A 23,435-nucleotide genomic window follows, 5' to 3' on the forward strand; every position below is an offset into this window, starting at 1 on the left:
AAGCTTATGTATTTCCCATCACATAAAGTTGTGATAAATTTGGTGTCGGATTTCCTCCTTTTGTCTCTAGGGTTATAGCAAAAGCTTGTGCTTTAGGTATTTGATTCATGCTGGTGATTCGGTCAGTATGATCCAAAGGAAATACACCAGCATCTACTGGTTTACCATCAACGATTGCCCAAAGTTGGTACTGCATACCTTCTGGAGCAGGAGGTAAATTTTCTAGACTTAGATAAACATCTGTTGTATTGGTGTTCCAAAAAACATGTGCTTTGAGTTTTGGATGTTGCTCTACTCCGGCTAAAGTGATCGTTTTGATTGCAGGATCTTGCAACATGGCCCATTTTTCCTCCAAACTCATCAATGCTTTTTGAGTAGATTCTTGTTTTGATTCTGATTGAGCAAGAAGATTTTGATTAACAGATTTTTTATTGTGATAGTAAATATTGGTACCGATACTTAACGCTAATAATATAGAAGCGGCTATACTCCAGTTACGCATCTTTAAGTTGCGTACAGATGATGCTAAAGGTGGCTCTGCAATCAACTGAACTGTCTTTTCAACAGGTGGTGGTAATACGGGATGAGTAGTCTGATCGGATATTTTGCCCCAGATCACTGATTTAAGTTCGACAGGAGGAGACATAGCTTGGACAGTAGCAAAATCTTCTAAAGTTTCTTGTGCCTCTAGAATCGCTTGCTGTACTTCAGTGTTATGCTTACTTATGCACATCAAAACACTCACCTCTTCTTCGCTGGCGAGATTTAGCACATAAGCTTCGATAATTCCTGACGATATGTATTCTTTAATATCCACTAGTATTGGTATTCTTTAAGTATTTTTTTTAATTCTAAAAGTGCTCCTCGTGTACGAGTTTTTACTGTACCTAAAGGAATATTTAGTTTTTCTGCAATTTCCTGTTGTGTGTATCCTTCATAGTAGGCCATTTCAATAAGCTCTTTCCATTCTGCACGAAGTTCATTCAATACGTTTTTAAAACCAATATGATCTACCTGTGTAGAAACACTAAAGTTATGTTTTTCTTTAGCATCTACGATATCTGGAAGAGATTGGTTTTTTTGTTCATTTTGGACGCCTTTTGATTTGATGTAATCAAATGCAGCATTACGGGCTATATTAATGATCCAAGTGTACAGTTTGCCTCGAGAAGCATCGAATGAATCAATATGTTTCCATATTTTGATAAAAACATTTTGAAGTACTTCGTCAGCATATTCCTTGAGTGTAACGATACGAAGAACTAGACCATACAGTGCTCCCGCATAATGATCATAAAGATAATTAAAGGCGCGCTGATCCTTTTTCTGTAATAAGGAAATTAATGTATCTTCTTCTAAGTGGTGTATCGGGCTCAATTAATTAGTCTTTGAGTTCAAAGATATATAATAGGATTAAGAAATTCTATATTTATTTGAATTTTAATTGATTGTACTGGATTTATTGCACACAAACCTATTATTCATTTCTTAAATGAGTGCTCTCGACATAAAGTTGAGGTGACTTATGTTTTGAAATATTTTAATTAAATCAGCTCAGGACCAAGTTTTTTTTTAATGATGTAGCATAAAATGGCGGTGAGATATTTTTAATTTCAAAACGCAATCCAATTGAAGCATTATTTCGTAAGTGATATAAATAGGGTAAATAAAATGATAACCACTAAAAAATAAGAAATGAAAACGAAATTCACTTTTATGACACTCGGTCTATTATTGATGGGTGTACTCTTTTGCGGAAATGTTGCAGCGCAACATGCAAATAAAACTGTAATGGTAGGTGGAGCTGCAATGTATCCAACTAAAAATATTATTGAGAATGCGGTTAACTCAAAGGATCATACCATTTTGGTCGCGGCAGTGAAAGCCGCAGGTTTAGTCGAGACATTGTCTTCTAAAGGACCTTTTACTGTATTAGCTCCAACAAATGAAGCGTTTAATTTATTGCCGAAGGGCACGGTTGAAAAATTATTAAAGCCAGAAAATAAAGGTATGTTAACGAAGGTTTTGACCTATCATGTATTGGCTGGAAAATTTGATTCCGTAGCGATCTTAAAATCTGTTAAGGAAATGGGCGGTAAAGCTGATATGACTACAGTAGAAGGTGGGAAGATTACTTTTTGGACGAAGGGTAAGGATCTTTATGTACGTGATTCTAAAGGAAAAGATGCTAAGGTGGCGATTGCGGATGTTGTCCAATCAAATGGTGTAATTCATGTTATTGACCATGTATTGATACCTTAGGTAATATTTAATGTTGCTAAATGTTTTTGTAATCTTAAGTCTTTTTTGAAAATAAAACTTGTACTTTTTCGGTGATCTTGAGACTTTCGAATATCATTTTAAAAAAGATGTTTCTAAATAAAATAAAAAGCTGTAAATCTATTTTCAAGATAGATTGACAGCTTTTTTATTGAGGACCGATTTTGTGATCCTGTACTATTGGTTTTAAAAGGGGAATTAATTTTTGAAAAATTATTCCTTAAAACAACTTTGATAGGGTAAAGTTTTAAAACATATTATGTGAGAATTTAAACAATATCAAAAAAATATTTAGAGTAATAATCAACTATATTTCAATATTAAATTTTAAAAATGTACATTTATGAAAATAAATAGAATATTTTTATTCTATTTATTTATTCAATGTATAAATCATGAATTACAATTTATTAAGAGATACTATTGAACTACTTGAAAAGTTTGAAAAAAATAAGCAAGAAAGTGGAAAGTATAGTGAAGACAGTGCAGGCTTTCAGCAATTTATAGTTGATCATTACAAAGGCATAGTTCCTGCAGAGCCGGATTGGGAGGGAAAGGAAAACGGGCGAAATCCTGAGAGTGTTATTAATACACTAATCGTGCAGATGAACAGATTTGCAAAAACTTACTCTAAAGCGGCTATACATGAGTCAGATTTTTCTACGCAGGAAGATTTTATTTATTTAATTAACCTGAAGGTTTTTGGGCCAATGATAAAAATGGAACTTATAAAACGTAATATCCATGATAAACCTTTTGGTATGCAGATCATTAATCGGTTGATTCACCAAAAATGGGTAGGTCAGGTCGACTCAGAGGATGATAAAAGGAGTAAAGTCATTTCAATTACAGATGAGGGACTGCGCGTTCTTGAGAATCAGATGGATAAAATTCGTAAAGCCAGTCTAATTGTCACAGGAGATCTGACCCGTCCTGAAAAAATGGAATTAATACGTTTATTACAAAAATTGGAGAAATTTCATCAACCGATATATGATCAAAATATTGACGTTGCAGATTTACTTACTTCTGTTGCTGAAAACTATCCTTTGTCAAAGAATTAGATCCGTTAGCAGAAAATTGCTTAGGTAAATAAGAGTGTTAAGATCGTTGCTTGGGGTTGCTTTTTGATTGTCAAAGCCATTTTAATAAATATTTTCGAGCATTTTTAAGAACAAGTATTATAGTTTCGGCTCTTTTCATTTAATGGAATATACAGTTAACTAAAATGAGTGTTTGGTAAGTTTAAGTACAGCTTATACCATGCCTTTTCAATTATTTAGTTTGCCAATTGAAGAATGGTTATTTTTTATATATACTATTTGCATGTATTTTTAACTATTTCTGTCTCGACAAATTTTTTAATCTTAATTGGTCAAATAAATTCATCACTTGAACAGAAAATATATCAAATTATTAAGGCATTGATAACTACTGGAACTGGACTATATTGCACTTTATAGCCAAAGTGAACGGGAGTGGAAAAGTGCCTTTGTTTATCTTTTCTTAATGAATGTTTTTTAAGGTAAATGGTGTACTCGCCGCAACTGGATGGGAATCTCCTATAGTGATTATGGATCAAATACTCAATATTCGCAGATTGAACATTAAGTATAAGATGCGATTTATGGTTATAGGCAGTTTATGCTCAATAATTATTCTTTTTAACGATTTCAAAAAAAATAATTAATCGCAAGCTATATATTAATCGTATGTACGGTGAAAAAATAAGAAATATGAAGGATAAGGTTGTTATATTTTGGTTCAGACGTGACCTACGTTTAGAAGATAATGTGGGATTACAGCAGGCTGTTGCATCGGGTTACCCTGTGCTCCCTATATTTATTTTTGATACGACTATACTTCAAAAGTTGGAAACTGACAAAGATCGACGAGTGGATTATATTCACCAAGCTTTGAATTCACTAAATAGTACTTTGCATAATTATGGATCAACGGTGCAGACTTATCACGGTAAACCACTTGAGATTTTTGAGATTATTACTAAAATTTATGACGTACAAGGTGTATACTGTAATAGAGATTATGAACCACAGGCAATAAAAAGAGATAAGCTGATAGAATCGTACCTGAGAGAGCGAGACATTCAATTTAATACTTACAAAGACCAGGTTATATTTGAAAAGTCGGATATTGTTAAAGATGACGGCAACCCCTACAGTGTATACACTCCCTATTCGAGAAAATGGAAAAGCCTATTGGTTCCTCAGAATTATGCCTCTGTAGTAGTTTCTGCAGAACATTTTTATAAAACTAATCCATTGAAAATTAAAGAGCTAGAGGTATTGGGCTTTCAGAAAACGGATATAATATTTGAAAAGCCTAATTTAGAACTGGAGATTATAAGCGATTATGATAAAAAGCGTGATTTTCCTGCATTAGATCATACAACACACTTAGGTATTGCCCTGAGATTTGGCACAATCTCAATCAGATCGTGTGTAGCGTTTGCTTTGAAATATAATGAAACATGGCTTTCTGAATTGATCTGGAGGGAATTTTTTATGCAAATACTGTATCACTATCCACGCGTAGTCACACATAGTTTTAAACCAAAATATGATTCGATCGTATGGCGAAATAATGAAGCTGAATTTCAGCTTTGGTGTTCCGGGAAAACGGGTTATCCGATTGTCGATGCAGGCATGAGGCAACTCAATGAAACGGGATTTATGCATAATAGGGTACGAATGATTACGGCTAGTTTTCTTTGTAAACATCTTCTTATTGACTGGCGTTGGGGTGAAGCATATTTCGCTCAAAAATTAGTGGATTATGACCTAGCTTCAAATAATGGTAACTGGCAGTGGGTGGCTGGATGTGGTTGTGATGCAGCCCCATATTTCCGTATTTTTAATCCCACAGCGCAAACTTTAAAATTTGATGCTGATTTGACTTATATCAAGACTTGGAATCCGGATTATGAAAAAAATATTCAGATACCGATAGTGTCGCACGAGGAAGCACGTGAAAGAGCACTGAGAGTATATAAGCAAGCATTGTAAATTTATTGTCTGTAAAAAATATGAAAAGAAATAAAGTAATATTGGTAGATGAACAGGATCACGTAGTAGGTGAAATGGACAAAATGGAGGCGCATGAAAAAGGAATTTTGCATCGCGCATTTTCTATTTTCATTTTTAACAGCAAAGGACAAATGCTAATTCATCAACGAGCGAATGAAAAATATCATGGTGGTGGATTGTGGACGAATGCATGTTGCTCTCATCCACAATTAGATGAAGATATTAAAGAGAGTGCCGAACAGCGCTTACAATTTGAAATGGGGCTGCAATGTGATCTAAAAAGAGTATTTGCATTTGTTTACTATACTCCTGTTGAAAATGAACTTATCGAACACGAATATGACCATGTATTAGTAGGATATACGGATCAACAGCCTGTGCCGAATACTAATGAGGTACAGGCCTTTAAATGGATTGATAAGTTAGAATTGTTCCAAAAGATAAATGATCAACCAGATATTTTTACGTATTGGTTTAGAATGGCTTTACCTCAGCTTATCGGACAAATATAATTGGATCTCATTCTCATTTTTTTTGAAAGTAAAACGCTTACTACAAGTTTATTTATGAATAAATACTGTTTTAATATACTAGAGTTAAATCATAAGTAACTATTAGATGTTGTGATTACTAATTTATTTAGATATCTAACATTTTGATGTGTAATATTACCTTTTTCACTTAAGATTTTCATTCTTTAATTTTCCCTTGTGCGGTATAATATTGAGATTATACCGCATTTGTTTTGCATGTTCGTGCAAAATATATTTGACCCATATCTTTTCTACATCGTTTTCGTATGCAGTGCAATCGATTGCTTGATTTGAGCGATAGTATACGTGTTTTTTTTTTGTTTAGACTTGTTTCACTATAACCAAAAGTTACACGAATAAAAACCTAATACATTGAATATGGTTAAAAACAATTACTTAAAGAAGAAAGGCTGGTCACAATTATACTGTCGTCTTGCACTTTTAGCACCACTTTCACTTAGTGTATTGCCTAATCAGGCAACAGCAAGTATACTTTTCCCGGAAAGTCTGGTGTATGCTAAATTACGAACGCAACAAAACATTTCTGGTAAAGTGGTTGATGCAACTGGTAAAGCTGTCAGCGGCGTTACAGTAAGAGAAAAAGGTGGTAAAAACTCGACTTCAACAGATATTAATGGGAATTATAATTTAGCTGTGAGTACTCCGGACCCTATTTTGGTTTTTAGTTCCATTGGTTATATTGGCCAAGAAATACTAGCTTCTGCTGCTGAAAAAGTAATTTTAAAGCAAACTGAAGATGTTCTTGATGAGGTTGTGGTAGTTGGATACGGTAATCAAAAGAAAACCAATTTAACAAGTGCAGTGTCACAGGTCGATGCAAAAGTATTAAAAGATAGACCATCACCTACTGTAGTCAATATGCTTCAGGGTGCAGCTCCTGGTTTAGTAATTAGCCGAAACTCGGGAAGACCAGGTGCCCAAGGTTTAAATATGGAAGTTCGTGGAGCTACTTCAGCGAATGGAGGCGTTGCGCCTTTGGTTGTTATCGATGGAGTTATAAGTTCTGAAGGTACATTCATGGCTTTAAATCCTAATGATATTGAGAATATTAGTATTCTGAAAGATGGTGGAGCTACAGCTATTTATGGAGCACAATCTGCAGGAGGAGTTCTGTTGGTTACCACGAAGAAGGGTGAAAAGGGTAAATCACGAATTTCATTGATGAGTAATATGGCCTGGCAAATGCCTGCTAATATTCCTGAAAGACTGTCTTTGATCGATGAAATGAACTATGTTAATACAGCAAGAGCAAATGCCGGATTAGCGCCAGAGTATAATGAAGAAGATCTGAATTATGCTATCAATGGTCCTACGTTTGTTTTAGGCTCTAACGGTCAGTGGAGAACATACAATCAGGAAAATTTGATTGATAAGGTGGTTAAAAAGTCTTATACAATGAATAATACGAATCTGCAGTTTTCCGGAGGAAATGAAAACGTAACTTATATGGCGTCATTGGGAAATATGAGCCAGGCAGGTATGTTTAAGATTGGAGAAGATCATTTTACGAGATGGAATGCGCGTGCAAATATTTCTGCAAAAGTAAACGAATATATCAAGTTAGATATTGGTAGTGCATTTATCGATCAAGCTACAGATAATCCGCAGGATGGTGGATATGGTTTAGATGGGGGTGGAAATGGAATACTACGTCAATTTTTTTCTTCACGAATGCGGTTCCCTATTTTTAATGAAGACGGAACATATTATCGTAGCGGTACTTCATCAGCTTTTGGTTATGCTTTGTTGAAAGACGGAGGATTTAACCGAGATCGTAGCAGTACTTATTTTAACAATGCAACTGCAACGATAAACAAGTTAGTAAAAGGACTTGAAGTCAAATTAATGTATAGTCGAGAGGATATTACTAAGCAAAATCGAAACTTCAGACGTACCGTAACCTTCTATTCTGGACCTGAAGCTAATACTGCCAGTCAATTGAATAATCCAAATAATTATTCAATAATGGACTATAAAACCCTGAGTCAGAATTATCAGGCTGTAGCAGATTATGATTTTAAACTTGGTTCAGATCATAATTTCCATATCATGGGAGGATATCAGTTGTACTCATATGACTATCAAACTTTGGGGGCAACAACCAAAAATCTATATGTTAATGATAATCCGAGTTTGAATTTCACTTCAGATCCAGTGAATAAGTCAAATTCACAATCAGCTTTAACAGAGAAGATGCAATCATACTTCGGTCGTTTCAACTATAATTATAAAGAGAAATACTTATTTGAAGCAACGATAAGAAGTGATGAAAGCTCTCGATTAACTCCTGGACAACGAGTGAAGGTATTTCCATCATTTTCTGCAGGATGGAATATGTCTAAAGAATCTTGGTTTGATGGTATTTCCACTGTTGTTAATGAGCTAAAACCACGTATTTCTTGGGGTAAAGTTGGCTCGAAGGTAGGAATTGGATATTATGATTTTATAGCGCAATTACAAACAGGGTCTAATGTCTTATTAGGTGATAGTAGACAGACATATTTATATCAAAGCATGATTCCTGCTGTTAACCTTTCATGGGAAACAATAGAGACACAAAACTTTGGTTTGGATTTTAGCTTTTTGAATAGAAAGCTGAAAGGATCATTTGATTATTATAATAAATATAATAACAATATGCTTGTAAGAGTAAGTTTGCCCGCAACGATCGGGATTGATGTTCCCAAATCTAATGTTGGAAAAATGAAGACCTGGGGATGGGAACTGGCTTTAGGATATCAAGATAAGATCGGTGACGATATTACTTTTGGAGCATCATTCAATCTTGCAGATAATCAAAATAAGCTTGTGAAATATGGTGGCGCGGATAATATTATTTATTCTGGTGTTAATAATTTGGTAGAAGGGTATGCGCTTAATTCAATTTGGGCGTATAAAACCAACGGTTATTTTCAGACAGAAGAGGATCTAAAAAATGCACCAAGCTATGCTAAGTTGATAAATAAAGCGGGCGTACCTGGGTTAGGTGATATTCGTTATGTAGATCTAGATGGAAATGGTGAAATTTCGCCAGGAAAAAATATCGTTGGTGATGCTGGTGATTTGCAGTATCTGGGAGATATTAATCCACGCTATCAGTATGGGTTCAACTTTAATTTTGGGTATAAAAATTTAGATTTCAGTATGTTCGTTCAAGGGATTGGTAAGCGTAAGTTTAAACCAAGTAATGAATTAATTCAACCTCAATTATATTCGTATTATCTGCCAATGAATTTTCATATGGATTATTGGACTCCTGAGAACAGAGATGCAGCCTATCCGCGACCTTATTTAGAAGGAACTCAAAACTTTCAAAATTCCGATAAATGGTTTATGAGTGGTGCATATGCACGATTGAAAAATATCCAGATTGGTTATTCTTTGACGCGGGAAACAGTTAAGAAATTACCATTTTCTCGTGTACGTATGTATGTTTCTGGAGAAGATTTATTGACAATTTCTAGATTGGGAATTTATAAAGGAGTGATCGATCCAGAGATGAAGCCTGAGGATGGTAAAGTATCTCCATATCCATTCGCAACTTCAATCTCTTTCGGTTTAAATATTGATTTATAATAAGAACAATGATTATGAAAAAAAGAATTTTATATCTATTATTAGCATCGGTCTCTTTTAGCTCTTTTATTTCTTGTGATATCAATGAAGTGCCAGAGACAACAATGAGTGATGCTAACTTCTGGAATACGGTGGCAGATATCAGGTTGGCGGCTAATTATTTTTATTCTACAATACCAGGACTAACATTAGCAGATGTAACTGTAGATAATTGGTCAACAGATGCTTACCCGAATACTTCATCAAATAATATAAGCGATGGTTCTCGCGCAACCCCGGCCACTAGTACAGATTATAATTATAATGGTATTTTTCAAGCTAATAAACTAATTGAAAAATCTGAAGAGGTTATTAAAAAGGGTGGTGATCTGACGCAAATAAATTGGTATGTGGGTGAGGCAAGGTTTTTTAGGGCTTGGTATTATTTTGAAATGTTTAAACGTTTTGGAGGAGTACCATTGATCACAAAAACGATGACTGTAGATGATCCTGATATTTTTAAAGTACGCGCTTCAAGGGAAGAACTTTTTCAATTCATCTTGGATGACCTGGACTATGCAATATCTGTTTTACGATCTGCAGATGAACTAAATACCGCAAAAGAATATGGCAGAATTTCTAAAACTGCAGCGCTAGCATTTAAATCTAGAGTAGCTCTGTTCGAAGGAACGCGAGAAAAGTTTCATAATTATGGTGAGCAAAAGAAACATTTAACCATCGCCAAGGAGGCTGCCGAAGCTGTTATTAATTCTAGCGCACATGCTTTGTTTACTGCATCGGCTGTAGGAAGTCACGGTGAAGTTATTAATAATGCTTATTTTAATTTATTCCAAGAGGCTGGTGAAGGCCGATCGAATAAAGAAAATATAATAGTAAAGACATATGGGATTAATCGCGATAATAGTGTGATTTCCACTCCAGTACAGCGCTATTATGAAGGAAATTCTGTAGTCCCAACTCAAAATTTTGTTGATAACTATTTGATGGCAGATGGCTTACCAATTGAAAAATCACCATTATATCAGAAACCTGATAAATCAATGACTCACGCTCAATATTTCAGTAAAAAAGATCCGCGTATGAGTTTAAGTATCTTTAAAAGGGGAGATGAGTTTATTTCCAGTAGTAATTACACGATACCGAATCCTAGTTATCAAAGAAGTGGATACGGTATACGAAAATATGCTAAAAAAGATTTTTGGACACTTCAAGCATCTTATATAGACCGACCTGTCATTCGTTATGCTGAAGTCCTTTTAAATTATGCTGAGGCTGTGTATGAGTTGGATGGAACAATCAGTGATATGGTATTGGATCAAACGATCAATGCACTTCGAGGCAGATTGCCACAAGTGAATATTGGTACAGATGCTGCACCAAATTATGTTGCAATGCCTAAATTAACCAATGCTTTTGTAAATAGTAATGGACTAAATATGAGGACGGAAATTCGACGTGAAAGAAAAGTTGAGCTGGCCTTTGAAGGGCATGGATATTGGGATTTGATTCGATGGAAAACAGCAGAAATTGAGTTGCCAAAAGCATTGTTAGGTAGTTATTTATTTACAGAATATCTAACAGCTACAGGTGACAAATGGTCGGATAAGACTCTAGTAAACGATCAGAATTATATAATTTTGCAACCTGCTACATTACGTAGATTTGATAAGGATCGAGATTATCTATGGCCATTGCCAACTTCTGAACTCACTAAAAATGTAAAGTTAGAACAGAACCCTAACTGGTAGTATTGAAAAAAAGCACGGGATTTAATTCCGTGCTTTTTTACCTTTAGTAATACACATTTTTATTCTTAATAGAGTAAAATCTGTCACGTTTCATAGAAATGATAGGATGAAGATATCATATATCATACAGTTTCTCATGTAAAGGTGTTTTTCATTAATGGTATTTTATTCTGTGTTATTCTCAAAAAAGATAGAACCTGAATAAGTTGGATTGCTAAAACCTTTATCGTAAAGTAACCTCTGAAAATGAGTTGAAAATTCAAGTAGAACTTTTTTAACCACTTGAAAATTTAATACTTAAGTGTTATGATTTATTATTACTTTAGATGGGAATTGCTAACCATTCAATTTTATAAACCAAAGCCATAATAAATACATGAAACTACTGCGCTTCATTACCTTTTTTAATTTAATTTTTCTTAGTCTTTTTACACAGGCACAATCAATCTCCAAAATAGCGATTCACTTGGATCGAACCGAGTATTTTCCTGGGGATACAATCTTGTTTAAGGGATATGTAGTGACAGATGGTGTTTTGGATAGTGCTATACGAAATGTCTATATTGATTGGGCTGATGGAGAGGGGGCGGTACTGGAAAATAATGTTTATGTTGTGGTTGATGGAGTTTTTGCAGCTCAGTATTTGGTGCCTAAAAACTATACAGAACATCGGATTTTATTGAATGCTTTTACAAAAAACACGGTTGATTTTCCTAATCTGATTTATGATAAAAGTATTGCAATTTATCAAAAAGAGGAGAAAATTGTATTGAATGGCGGAATGAGTCAAATACCCGAATTGATAATGTATCCGAAAATAAAACATATGCTGCTCCATGAACCAGTTGGATTCCTCTTTAAGAATCCAGTAAATATTTTTTTTAAGGGACAAATCAAAACAGCCGATGGAAAAGTGGTAGAAGAATTTGAAAGCGATAAAAATGGAGAAGTCAATGTATTCCTAACTCCTGAGGCCAACGAATATATTTTGGAATGGCAGATGGTAGGTGGTGAAAAAATTAAAACAGTATTACCTAACGTTGTTGATCATGGTTATAAGATAACTGTAGGAGAAAGTGCAGATAAATATAAACTGACGGTTTCTAAAGTTGGAAAAATAAACGATGAAGTTATTGTTCAAGCTTATCTCGATCACCAGAAATTATTTGATGAAAAAGTAATTATAAAGGATGGGCAAGATGTAAAAACACTTGTATTGCCAAAGGATGGATTAGTAAATGGTGTTCTCCAATTTTTGTTGTACGATATAAATGGAAATCTATTACAAAAAGAAGGTTTGATCACTAAAAGTCAAGAAACTTTTATAACGCCAGATGTTAGCTTTGTCAATCGTTCTTCGGAACCATTGGGGAAAAATTTGTTACGTGTTCAATTGCCAGAAGGTGAGCTGGCGAATGTTTCAGTTTCTATTATTGATGGAATTTTTCCATTAGATAGCACTGCTACGATGATATCAGATCTCTTATTTAAAAATATAGCAAAAAAGCCATTTGAAAATCAATTTGTTCAAGACATTACTAAAGATGAGCGATACATTGCAGCGTTATCCAAAGATGAATTTATTATACCAGATAATGGTAAAAGTAAACCAGATGATATATTACTATTACATGGTAAAATGGAGTTAAAAGAAAAGGGTAAGAAAAAAATAGAAAAGACTTTAGACAACTTAGCTGAGGATGGAAAAGCGAAGCGTGGTATTTCATTTGGGTATCAAGGTGAACTGGACCCGGTTATGCGTTATATGGAAGTACCTTTTGATGGCGAGAATAGTTTTAAAATAACGGACTATGTTCCATTTGATACCGTACAGTTACGTGTCACGCAGGTGGAGGATAAAATGAGGTTCATACCTTTTAAAGTGAATTATACTTTTTATGATATGTCCAAGGTAGATACTTTGAGAAATATACCATATGCAGGATCGTTATGGATAAACCCGGAAGTAGAAAAAAATCAGTTACTTGATAATTTTAGAACTCGGTATATGGCGACTTTGTTGAAAAGGGATATAACCAAACTTGATACAGTAAAGATTAGCGGCAAAATAGTAAATGAACAAAGGGTAAAAGATTTGAATAATAAATATGCTAAAAGTGGACTATTTTCAAAAGATGGAAGGGGCATAGATATTCAGGGCGACAAAGAGTCCAAAGGTAGTTTTAACCTGTTTACTTATCTACAGCTGGGTAAGATTGCGGGATTACAGATTATTAGTCAACCCATGACAAATGTGCCAATCGTGAAATTTAAAAGTGATGTTGTCGCATATTATATCAATGAGATCGAAACAACTGCGGAGGAAGTAAGCTACCTGGCTATGAATGAAATTGCTTATGTGAAGGTAATTGAAGGACCTACGCCAACGGTTAGTCGTGGACCTGTGGTCGCCGTTTATACGCTCCCGTCCTCTGAAGTGGTACGAGATAGGGGGAGATTAGTTGATTTTCAGAAAGTTAAAGGATATACATCACTCCGCCCTTTTCAGAGTGTAAATGAAAATTTAAATTTAAGCGGTTTTGGAGATCGTATTACATTGTACTGGAATCCCATACTGGTTTACTATAAGAACGTTCCAGCAAAAGAGATCGAATTTTTAAATAATAATCGAGCAGGAAAGGTACAGGTAACTATCCAAGGTATCACAAAATCGGGAAAACTCGTGTATTTTCAAAAAGTAATGTAGATGGATAAGTAAAGACTAGTAGGAGAACGTTTGAAAATTTGTCTTCAAAATAAAATAGGGTATTGCATCAACTCATTGCAATGCACTACCCTAATTTATTTTGAACGTTATGAGAGGTCGTATCTATTTAACCTGTGAAGGATTGGCCAGTAAGAAATCTCTTTTGACTAAAGCAACATCACATTCCATCATTTCTTTTACTAAACCTGCAAGATCGTATTTCGGTTTCCATCCTAATTGTGTGTTTGATTTAGTCGGATCACCTACCAATAAATCGACTTCAGTCGGTCTGTAATATTGAGGATCTACTTTTACAACAACTTTACCGATTTCTAATTGATAATCGGGGTGATTACAGGCTTTTACTTTTGCAACTTCTGAAGCTTCACTACCTTCAAATTCGAGTTCTATACCTATTTCAGCAAATGCCATACGTACAAACTCACGAACAGAAGTGGTTACCCCTGTTGCGATGACAAAATCTTCGGCTACATCTTGTTGCAAGATAAGCCACATGGCTTCCACATAGTCTTTTGCATGCCCCCAATCGCGCTGTGCATTGAGATTACCTAAATATAAGCATTCTTGTTTGCCGTGTGCAATGGCAGCTGTAGCCATCGTAATCTTACGAGTGACAAAAGTTTCACCTCTTCGTGGCGATTCATGGTTGAAAAGAATACCATTGCAAGCATACATCTTATATGCTTCACGATAGTTTTTCGTAATCCAAAAACCATAGATCTTTGCGACTCCATAAGGTGATCTCGGATAAAATGGAGTAGTTTCTTTCTGAGGAACTTCTTGAACCAAACCGTATAATTCGGAAGTAGATGCTTGATAAATCCGTGTTTTTTTCTCTAGACCTAAGATGCGTACAGCCTCAAGAATACGTAATGTTCCAATACCGTCGACATTCGCTACATATTCTGGTGAATCAAAAGATACCTTAACATGTGACATGGCTCCCAGATTGTAAATTTCATCAGGTTGTACTTCTTGAATGATACGGATGATATTAGTTGAATCGGTCAAATCTCCATAATGCAACTTAAAATTGACATGGTTTTCATGTTGGTCCATATAAATATGGTCAATACGCTGTGTGTTGAAAGAGGATGCTCTACGTTTGATACCATGTACCATATAGCCTTTTTCTAATAATAGTTCTGCTAAATATGAGCCATCCTGTCCGGTTACACCAGTGATTAATGCAATTTTCATCTTAATTATATGCTTAATTTAAGTAGTATTGAATACTTATAATTTTACTTCTTTGTAGTTATCCTGATTTTCTAAAAACCATTGATAGGTAGTCTGAATACCATCCTTTAATTCAATTTGATGTTTCCATCCCAATTCATGCATCTTACTTACGTCCATAAGTTTGCGTGGAGTTCCATCGGGTTTACTGCTGTCCCAGTTAATTTCTCCTTGGTGACCGACAATAGATTGAATGAGAGTGGCTAAATCTTTGATACTAAGATCTATTCCTGTACCGACATTATATAGGTACTCAGGAAGCTTATTTTCTAACGCAAATGCAACAGCTCGCGCTAAATCATCCACAAATAAAAATTCGCGCATCGGACTTCCAGATCCCCATAAGTTGACTGTGGTATGTCCTTCTAATTTCGCTTCGTGAAATTTTCGAATCATCGCTGGCAGTACATGTGAACTTGTGAGATCAAAATTGTCATGTGTGCCATATAAATTTGTAGGCATAAGGCTAACATAATCTTTTCCAAATTGATTACGTATCGCCTGACATGCTTTAACCCCCGCAATCTTTGCCAAGGCATACCATTCGTTTGTTGGCTCTAGACTATCCGTCAATAAACTGGATTCTTGTAAAGGCTGAGGTGCAAATTTGGGATAAATACAAGAAGAACCTAGGAAAATAAACTTTTCAACATCGTTTTGTAATGACTCGTTTATAAGGTTGTTTTGAATTTGCATGTTATCCATCAAGAACTGATAAGGATAATTGTTATTGGCTAATATACCTCCTACTTTTGCAGCAGCATCAATTACAATGGCTGGCTTTTCATTCCTGAAAAATTCCTGTACTTCGGACTGGTTTCTTAAATCCAGTTCAGCAGAACTTCGTAAAACGAAATTATGGTAACCTAAGTTCTCTAAATTTCTTTTGACTGCTGAACCAACCATACCACGATGACCTGCTATATATATATATTTGTCTTTCATCTTTGTTCTTACTCTTATTTACAGACTGGATGATATGAAAAAGGAAATCAGTATTGCTAAATAATGGCTCATTATATTGAACTCTTTGAGTACATATAAATTTGACTACCGGATTCTCATCCAAAATACTTGAATCGAATGAATTTATTTTTTATAAATAGCAACCCGATGAAGAATTCGATGGCAAATTACGAAAGAATAATTGGAATTGTATGAGAAATAAATGTATTAAAATATTTGAAGAGAGCCTTTAGAGATGGGTAAATTCAATGTGAAACAAACAGGAGATTAAGACAACGACTGTGCAGCTTTTATTCACAGATATAAAACTCAAAAAAAATAACCCACCTATATGTAGTTAAGCGGGTTATTTATTGTTTTGTAACGATATTTATTTATCGCATATTAAGTGTTTAAAATAACTTTTTCTTCAAGATGGTCGTCCAAATCTTTAAATATCGAATTCTGTGACTTAAATTCTGGAACAATTTTCTTAAGCTGTAGCACTAGTTGCATGTCATTGATATCACTTTTGTCAAACGAAGTAATGTCACGGCTCAACTGCTCAATTAGATGACATTTTTCAGCTATGTCTTCTCGATTTACTTGAGCGATCATAATTTTAGGATGATGCGTTTTTTGTGTATTCTCATCATTCGCCAATAATTCCTCAAATATTTTCTCGCCTGGTCTTAAGCCTACTATCTTAATATCAATATCTTCAGGATAACGGTAACCTTTCAGCTTGATCATGCGCTTGGCCAAATCTATAATTTTGACAGATTTACCCATATCAAAAACAAAGATTTCTCCACCATTGCCCATAACACCAGCTTCTTGAACTAATAGACAAGCTTCTGGTATAGTCATAAAATATCGTGTGATGTCTTCATGTGTCAGTGTCAATGGCCCACCTTGCTCCATTTGTTTTTCAAATAATGGAATAACAGATCCATTTGACCCTAATACATTCCCAAATCGTGTCACAATGAAATTGGTTTTTCCTAATGCGCTACAGCTGTTGACATATATCTCAGCCGCCCGCTTTGTTGCTCCCATGACATTAGTTGGGTTGACAGCTTTATCTGTAGACACCATGACAAACTTATGGATACCATATGCGACAGCCAAATCCGCCATATTTTTACTGCCAATTAAATTGGTCCAGATAGCTTCATATGGGTTTTGTTCCATTAAAGGAACATGTTTATACGCCGCCGCATGAAAAATCATCTGTGGGCGATAACGTTTAAAGATCCGTTCCAAAAATAGCTTATCACGAACGTCACCAACAATACACTTAACGCGATCGGGATGAGAAGCTTTTAGCGATTGTTGAAGATCGTAAAGTGGTGATTCGGCTTGATCCAATAAAATAAGGTGACGGTAATTGCGTTGTGAAATCTGACGGGATAATTCTCCTCCGATCGAACCGGCAGCACCAGTTATCAAAATTACTTTATTGTCCAATTCTGCATCAATTCCCGGATTTTCAATCTTAATCGCTTTTCTTCCTAATAAGTCCTCAATCTTTAGTGGACGAATCTCACGTTTGGCACCAGAATTTAACATAACCCGTGAATTCGGCATGATTTTCAGTTCAAGATTAAGTTGTTGAAAATGGTCTGTTACTTGTACTAACCTTTCTGGATCATTGTTTTCCACTGCAATAATAACTTCTGATATATTGAATTGGTCAATGAAGGCTTGATCTATTTTTTCTAGATAGAGTATACGTAATCCCGTAATACGTTTACCTACACGTGAAACTTTATCTTCGACAAACGCAACAACATGATTTTTGATACGGCGGTCTTCACGTAAAAGTGAGTAAGCTACTAATCCAGGTCTGGAAGCTCCAAAAATTAATACATTTCGATTTTTCCGATTGGGAAGAAAAAGCATGTCATAAATGCTTCTGTAAGTCACACGTGCTGCAACCAACATCACCATGGTGAAAAAGCTGTGCATAAAAAGTATGATGTACGAGAGGCGTAAGAAATCGCCAGCAATGGTTCCTTTTGGAATATAGTAACGAATAGCAATCGTTGGTATTGCTAACAACATAAAGGCCAACCAGACCGTTTTAAATATTTTTATAGCATCTTGAATACCAGTTTGACGAATAATGCCTTTATAGGTTCCCATTATCGAGAAAGCAAAGCTATATACCAGTAAAATAAGAATACTTTTCTTCAGCATCATGGCCGTCGAATATTGTTCATGCATGCTGTTAAAAATGAAATTAGAAATAGCATAACAGACAAATACGATAAACAAATCAATTAAAAGAATAACCCATCTTGGATTGTCTTTTCGAAATTTTCTCTTTAGCAGCGTAAGGTTAATCATGAAACATGTTTCAAATAGTAGGTGATTTTATTACAATAACTTTGATATAAGATAGATGTTGAAACAACTACCTAATTTTAAAAATTGTTGGTTTTTGTCGTCAGTAATACCCTATTCAAATTTCCCATCATGAAGTAAAAATCGTGCCAAGATATTCATGATAATAAAATATGATTAATAAAAGAAATACTGATTACAGCTAATTCGGCCGTAGGTCTACTAAATAAGTAAAAGGAATAAAAGATGTAAAAAATAATCTGTTCCAATTTATTCGAGTTCTTTTCTTTTATCATTTATTGTAAAATGATATATTCATTGTCCAATGGCTTGTAGCTACAAATCTACATAAATTTAATTGTTACAGTGATTTTTTTCTCTTTCAAGGGATAATTTTTGTTAAATATTCTAGGAATAACTGAAAAATAATTCATTATACTGATTTAAATGGTTCAGTATTTTAGTAAACAATTTATATGTTACTGAGGTGTTCTTTGATTTTCTGTTTGTATGTACAGTTTTATGTTCATGGATTAACAATGATAGTAACCTAGATTTTGCACAGTTTTTCTTGCAAATACTTGAATTACTGCATTTTTTTATGGTAGCTTTGCGCCAGAATAGGAAATCGATCATGAAAGATAAAATAAAACTGTACAGTTATTTTAAGCTTATGATAGGCAGTATTATTATCGCTGTGCTATCTGGACTTTTGGCGTATACACTTAAACACCTCACTACCCATTGGCAAGATTATCTGTTTGAGCATGTGTCGCAAATAAATCATTATCTCTATATTATTTTTCCATCCATAGGTATTACCATCATCTATTTTTTAAGGAAATACGTATTTCAAAATAAAAAAAATAAGGGCATTCGTGAAATTTACCGGTCACTGGATACACGTCAGGATCATCTTCCATTATATAAAATTCCATCACATTATATAAACGGTTTTCTTACGGTTATTTTTGGAGGATCTACAGGTATAGAGGTTTCTACGGTAGTGGCTACTGCTACATTAGGCAACCAGATGAGTAAAGGAGGCTGGGCACCGATGAAATATAAGCGCGAGCTCATCTGTGCAGGCGTGACAGCGGGTGTCGCCGTGTTGTTTGGAACTGTTTTAGGCGGTTGGTTTTTTGCTATTGAGGTGATCGCTCGAGGATTAAAGAAAACTGTTTTATTGAGCTGTACAATAGCTGGAATTGTCGCTTATGTAGGGATACATTTTTTTGAAAAAGAACCATTGTTATCCTTTCCAGTTGTGGAGTGGCATTGGTATGGACTGCCGTTTATGATGTTGGTTGCTGTATTAGGAGCTGTATTGGCTAATTATTTTATGAAGCTGGTCTTGACTTCTAAAAAACTTTTTGCTCGAATAGATAGTAATTTTTTGAGAGTTAATATTGGTGCAATTACTGTCGGAAGCTTTATTTTGTTCTTTCCAGCCTTGTACGGAGATAGTTATCACGGTCTTCAGCAAATGATCAAATTGTCGACAGCATCACAGGGAGCTGTGATGATTCCGATATCATTACTGATTCTGGTCATATTGAAACCCTTGGTCGCATCCCTTACTTTGGGCGCCGGTGGTGATGGTGGAGTATTTGCGCCAAGTATTGTTGCTGGGGCTTTTTTGGGTATGGCAGTGGCATTGTGTTGCAATATGATTTTTGGTTTAGATTTATTGATTTTAAATTTTGCCTTGGTAGGTGCCGCTTCGACATTAGCAGCTGCTATTCATGGTCGTTTCACTGCCTTGTTCTTGATCTGCAGTATGGCTCCGGGTGCATATATCCTACTATTTCCAGTGGCAACTGCAGTATTGATCGCTTATGCCGTAGCAAAAAAGATAAACCCTTACAATGTCTATACATATCCTGAAATAGCAAAGTAGTGGCTATATTTCGTGCTTGTGTCATATTTTTTTAATAAAAGATGATAAAGTCTTTTATTGTTTTTATCTTTGTGAGACTTAGAGATGAGTTTATTTATTTTAGGTTTATCATATAAAAATGATTAAATATAGCACTTAGCCACGTTTCTAGTACTTTGTTTAAAAAAGCATTTTTTTACAACAATAAAAGATGTAATTATCTTTTATTTTTATTGATATAACATGACAGCAGATCAAAAACAATTAGTAAAGGCTACTGTGCCAATTTTAAAAGAGCATGGTGTGTTGTTGACAACACATTTTTATAAACGTATGTTCGAGCTTAACCCTGAATTGAAACATGTGTTCAACATGGGCAACCAGCAGAATAATAAACAGCAGACAGCGCTAGCAATGGCCGTACTGGCGTACGCAGAACATATCGAAAACCCAGGTGTATTGATGCCGGTTGTCAATGGTATCGGTCATAAGCATACCAGTTTATCTATCCGTCCGGAACATTACGTGATTGTGGGCAATCACTTAATTGCATCCATTGCTGAGGTTCTAGGCGATGCTGCTTCAGTGGAACTGTTAGAGGCTTGGACTCTGGCTTATGGGCAACTTGCTTCTCTGATGTCTGGTCACGAGCAGTCACTCTATAGCAAGCAAACAGCCAAAGTCGGAGGTTGGTCTGGTTGGAGACCTTTTGTTGTAAAGCAAAAAATTAAAGAATCGGAAGAGATAACCTCATTTTATCTTTATCCCAGTGATCGCGGACCAGTGGCTGATTTTCTGCCAGGCCAGTATATCAGCCTACGTTTATTCTTGCCAGAATTGGATCTTTTACAACCGCGACAATATAGTATTTCATGTGCCCCAAATGGAAAATATTACCGTATTTCTGTGAAACGAGAAACCGGAACTAAACATCCTGATGGAATGATCAGTAACCATCTGCACAATCATGTGGAAATAGGTGACTTGGTCGATTTATCTACACCGGTGGGAGCATTTGTCCTCCAACTAGAAAATCAAAATCCAAAAGTATTTATAAGTGGCGGAGTCGGACAAACTCCTTTGATGGCGATGCTTGAACAATTGGTAAAAGATAAAGTAGAATCACCTATTCCAATTACCTGGATACACGGTTGTAGAAATGAGTCGGTGCATGCATTCAAGGATAGGCTTGCAGAAATCGCTATGGATAATAAGATCGATCGCCATATTTTTTATGATCATATTGAGGAAACAGCAGCATTTGAGTATAAAGGCTGGGTAGAGCTTGCACAAATAAAAAATGTGGTATTGCAACCGGAAGCAGAATATTTTATTTGTGGTCCGGCTCCCTTCATTTCAAAACATTATCATTTTTTATTGGAACATGGAGTCGAGAAGTCAGCCATTTATTTTGAAGAATTTGGACCAGCATCATTACAGTTGAATTAATCAAAAAATATTTATTACATCAGTGATTCTTTTCAAATCAAAAAGATAATAATCGATATTAAAAAAGACCAAGTTTCATTATGAAGCTTGGTCTTTTATATTCAACATAATTTTATTTACCGTCAAATAATTTTGAATGACTAGTATCCTTTGTGTTATTCTAAAGAATAGATAACACAGATTATATTGAGATGCTATTTAATTAAGAGATTTTATGTGTTTACTATTTATATTATGAAGATTCTTATGAAAAGAAAAATGTTGATTCCTTTATTGGGGCTTACAGTGGCAGGTTTAACACTAAGTTTTATACCTATAAAATTGCCATTTATCAAGAAAAGTTTTGAAGCTTCGGAAAAGCAATATACATATTTAGCAAAAGAAGCTGATAGATTGAGAAATTTTCCAAGAACAATAAATAAGAAAGGAGAGTTGGTCGTGAAGAGTGAGTGGGATTGGACAGGAGGTTTCTTTCCTGGATCGCTTTGGTACATATACAACAAAACAGGTTACGAAGGAATAAAGAACGAGGCGATAAAGTGGACCGAGGCTTTAGAGAAAGCTAAAAATCTTGACCAGCACCATGATATTGGTTTTGTGATGTACTGTTCTTATGGTAATGCGATCAAATATCTCAAAGATCCAAAAAAGGTAGAAGCTTATAAAGATATTATCATTCACGCAGCTAATACGGCTTTAAAACGTTATAATCCAAAAGTAGGATTGATTAAATCGTGGAATAAAAAGAAATCATGGGACGGCAAAACAACTTGCCAGTATCCTGTTATTATTGATAATATGCTGAATTTGGAGATGTTGTGTTATGTTTCGGATATTACAGGAGATCCTAAATTTAGAAATGTTGCGATCAGCCATGCAACCAAAACAATGCAGAATCATTTCCGTCCGGATCACAGTACCTACCATGTTGTGGATTATGATGAAAATGGAAAAGCCATCCATAGGCAAACAAATCAAGGCTATGCTGATGATTCGACTTGGGCGAGAGGCCAGGCATGGGCAATCTATGGTTTTACGATGATGTATAAAGAAACCAAAAAGAAAGAGTTTCTGGAGACAGCTAAAGCTGCGGCAAGTTTTTATATGAATCATAAGAATTTACCTAAGGATAAGATTCCTTACTGGGATTTTAATACACAGCAGGAAGGGTATAAGTCAGATCTTGACTTTGCCTACTTGAAGATTGATTATATACCGAGAGATGCTTCGGCGGCGGCGATTGTTGCATCAGCATTGGTGGATCTATCTACTTTTACTACAGGGAAAGAGAGTAGATCTTATTTAGACTTTGCTAAGTCAACTCTAAAAACATTATCTGGACCAGCTTATTTTGCTAACTATGGGACAAATGGAGGCTTTTTATTAAAACATAGTGTTGGAAGTATTCCTCACAACTCGGAGATTGATGTGCCACTGGCTTATGCAGATTATTATTATTTGGAAGGTTTGACAAGATTGTCCGAATTGAAATAAGAAAATCTGTAAAGGAAAATATATTTTTTATCGTATAGTTATGATCAAGGATTTAAGGATTCTTGAGCATATTTATATTAGCATTTTTTTACGGTCGAAAAGAACGGTTTAAGAATCTTTTATGAAGGAGCTAAAAGATTGTGTATC

The 23,435-nt window shown here is 35.0% G+C and carries 15 protein-coding genes; 10 read left to right on the forward strand and 5 right to left on the reverse strand.

Annotation, left to right across the window (positions count from 1 at the left end):
- Nucleotides 1-4: 4 nt before the first annotated feature.
- Together WH188_RS12350 and WH188_RS12355 are read right to left on the reverse strand one after the other, a co-directional pair.
- Nucleotides 5-817, reverse strand: a complete 813-nt coding sequence (locus tag WH188_RS12350; RefSeq protein WP_339424082.1) for an anti-sigma factor — start codon at nucleotides 815-817, stop codon at nucleotides 5-7.
- Nucleotides 817-1,377, reverse strand: coding sequence for an RNA polymerase sigma factor (locus WH188_RS12355; protein WP_132769506.1), 561 nt, complete (start codon nucleotides 1,375-1,377; stop codon nucleotides 817-819). The genes WH188_RS12350 and WH188_RS12355 overlap by 1 nt, the downstream gene beginning before the upstream one ends.
- Before the next feature lie 360 nt (nucleotides 1,378-1,737).
- Here WH188_RS12355 and WH188_RS12360 point away from each other — a divergent pair, with 360 nt between their 5' ends.
- The 7 genes from WH188_RS12360 to WH188_RS12390 all read left to right on the forward strand — a co-directional run bounded on the left by WH188_RS12360 (nucleotide 1,738) and on the right by WH188_RS12390 (nucleotide 13,912).
- Complete coding sequence (locus WH188_RS12360) at nucleotides 1,738-2,262, forward strand: fasciclin domain-containing protein (protein WP_237682846.1); 525 nt, start codon at nucleotides 1,738-1,740, stop codon at nucleotides 2,260-2,262.
- A 413-nt stretch (nucleotides 2,263-2,675) separates the two neighbouring features.
- The gene (locus tag WH188_RS12365) at nucleotides 2,676-3,344 is read left to right on the forward strand and encodes a MarR family winged helix-turn-helix transcriptional regulator (protein ID WP_339424083.1); all 669 of its coding nucleotides are present in this window, start codon (nucleotides 2,676-2,678) and stop codon (nucleotides 3,342-3,344) included.
- A gap of 672 nt (nucleotides 3,345-4,016) precedes the next feature.
- Nucleotides 4,017-5,306, forward strand: a complete 1,290-nt coding sequence (locus tag WH188_RS12370) for a cryptochrome/photolyase family protein (RefSeq protein WP_339424084.1) — start codon at nucleotides 4,017-4,019, stop codon at nucleotides 5,304-5,306.
- A 20-nt stretch (nucleotides 5,307-5,326) separates the two neighbouring features.
- The gene (gene idi, locus WH188_RS12375) at nucleotides 5,327-5,839 is read left to right on the forward strand and encodes an isopentenyl-diphosphate Delta-isomerase (RefSeq protein ID WP_021190036.1); all 513 of its coding nucleotides are present in this window, start codon (nucleotides 5,327-5,329) and stop codon (nucleotides 5,837-5,839) included.
- Between the two features lie 399 nt (nucleotides 5,840-6,238).
- Nucleotides 6,239-9,457, forward strand: coding sequence for a SusC/RagA family TonB-linked outer membrane protein (locus tag WH188_RS12380; RefSeq protein ID WP_339424085.1), 3,219 nt, complete (start codon nucleotides 6,239-6,241; stop codon nucleotides 9,455-9,457).
- A 14-nt stretch (nucleotides 9,458-9,471) separates the two neighbouring features.
- Complete coding sequence (locus tag WH188_RS12385; RefSeq protein WP_339424086.1) at nucleotides 9,472-11,205, forward strand: RagB/SusD family nutrient uptake outer membrane protein; 1,734 nt, start codon at nucleotides 9,472-9,474, stop codon at nucleotides 11,203-11,205.
- A 376-nt stretch (nucleotides 11,206-11,581) separates the two neighbouring features.
- Nucleotides 11,582-13,912, forward strand: a complete 2,331-nt coding sequence (locus tag WH188_RS12390) for a hypothetical protein (RefSeq protein ID WP_339424087.1) — start codon at nucleotides 11,582-11,584, stop codon at nucleotides 13,910-13,912.
- A 123-nt stretch (nucleotides 13,913-14,035) separates the two neighbouring features.
- On the opposite strand, the gene gmd is transcribed toward WH188_RS12390, so the two are convergent.
- From gmd to WH188_RS12405, 3 genes are all read right to left on the reverse strand, one after another.
- On the reverse strand, nucleotides 14,036-15,133 hold the full coding sequence (gmd, locus tag WH188_RS12395; RefSeq protein WP_183917621.1) for a GDP-mannose 4,6-dehydratase: 1,098 nt from the start codon (nucleotides 15,131-15,133) through the stop codon (nucleotides 14,036-14,038).
- Nucleotides 15,134-15,169: 36 nt separating this feature from the next.
- A complete protein-coding gene (locus tag WH188_RS12400) occupies nucleotides 15,170-16,117 on the reverse strand; it encodes a GDP-L-fucose synthase family protein (RefSeq protein ID WP_132769491.1) in 948 nt (315 codons plus the stop codon).
- 405 nt (nucleotides 16,118-16,522) lie between these two features.
- A complete protein-coding gene (locus WH188_RS12405) occupies nucleotides 16,523-18,469 on the reverse strand; it encodes a polysaccharide biosynthesis protein (protein WP_132840825.1) in 1,947 nt (648 codons plus the stop codon).
- Nucleotides 18,470-19,100: 631 nt separating this feature from the next.
- Between WH188_RS12405 and WH188_RS12410 the strand changes: the two genes are divergently transcribed.
- The 3 genes from WH188_RS12410 (at nucleotide 19,101) to WH188_RS12420 (ending at nucleotide 23,288) form a co-directional block, all read left to right on the forward strand.
- Nucleotides 19,101-20,366 (forward strand): chloride channel protein, encoded by a 1,266-nt coding sequence (locus tag WH188_RS12410; protein ID WP_339424088.1) that lies wholly within the window; start codon nucleotides 19,101-19,103, stop codon nucleotides 20,364-20,366.
- Nucleotides 20,367-20,588: 222 nt separating this feature from the next.
- Nucleotides 20,589-21,794 (forward strand): NO-inducible flavohemoprotein, encoded by a 1,206-nt coding sequence (gene hmpA, locus WH188_RS12415; RefSeq protein WP_339424089.1) that lies wholly within the window; start codon nucleotides 20,589-20,591, stop codon nucleotides 21,792-21,794.
- A 246-nt stretch (nucleotides 21,795-22,040) separates the two neighbouring features.
- Nucleotides 22,041-23,288, forward strand: coding sequence for a glycoside hydrolase family 88 protein (locus WH188_RS12420; protein WP_339424090.1), 1,248 nt, complete (start codon nucleotides 22,041-22,043; stop codon nucleotides 23,286-23,288).
- Nucleotides 23,289-23,435: the final 147 nt, after the last annotated feature.

The sequence above is a fragment of the Sphingobacterium sp. MYb388 genome (genome assembly GCF_037479535.1).
Lineage (GTDB): Bacteria > Bacteroidota > Bacteroidia > Sphingobacteriales > Sphingobacteriaceae > Sphingobacterium > Sphingobacterium anhuiense.

Excerpts from the sequence above, each read along its gene's own strand:
- WH188_RS12380 (WP_339424085.1), top strand. The coding sequence starts at position 6,239 with ATGGTTAAAAACAATTACTTAAAGAAGAAAGGCTGGTCACAATTATAC.
- WH188_RS12390 (WP_339424087.1), top strand. The coding sequence starts at position 11,582 with ATGAAACTACTGCGCTTCATTACCTTTTTTAATTTAATTTTTCTTAGT.
- WH188_RS12360 (WP_237682846.1), top strand. The coding sequence starts at position 1,738 with ATGGGTGTACTCTTTTGCGGAAATGTTGCAGCGCAACATGCAAATAAA.
- gmd (WP_183917621.1), bottom strand. The coding sequence starts at position 15,133 with ATGAAAATTGCATTAATCACTGGTGTAACCGGACAGGATGGCTCATAT.
- hmpA (WP_339424089.1), top strand. The coding sequence starts at position 20,589 with ATGACAGCAGATCAAAAACAATTAGTAAAGGCTACTGTGCCAATTTTA.
- idi (WP_021190036.1), top strand. The coding sequence starts at position 5,327 with ATGAAAAGAAATAAAGTAATATTGGTAGATGAACAGGATCACGTAGTA.
- WH188_RS12410 (WP_339424088.1), top strand. The coding sequence starts at position 19,101 with ATGAAAGATAAAATAAAACTGTACAGTTATTTTAAGCTTATGATAGGC.
- WH188_RS12405 (WP_132840825.1), bottom strand. The coding sequence starts at position 18,469 with ATGATTAACCTTACGCTGCTAAAGAGAAAATTTCGAAAAGACAATCCA.
- WH188_RS12385 (WP_339424086.1), top strand. The coding sequence starts at position 9,472 with ATGAAAAAAAGAATTTTATATCTATTATTAGCATCGGTCTCTTTTAGC.
- WH188_RS12420 (WP_339424090.1), top strand. The coding sequence starts at position 22,041 with ATGAAAAGAAAAATGTTGATTCCTTTATTGGGGCTTACAGTGGCAGGT.
- WH188_RS12400 (WP_132769491.1), bottom strand. The coding sequence starts at position 16,117 with ATGAAAGACAAATATATATATATAGCAGGTCATCGTGGTATGGTTGGT.
- WH188_RS12365 (WP_339424083.1), top strand. The coding sequence starts at position 2,676 with ATGAATTACAATTTATTAAGAGATACTATTGAACTACTTGAAAAGTTT.
- WH188_RS12370 (WP_339424084.1), top strand. The coding sequence starts at position 4,017 with ATGAAGGATAAGGTTGTTATATTTTGGTTCAGACGTGACCTACGTTTA.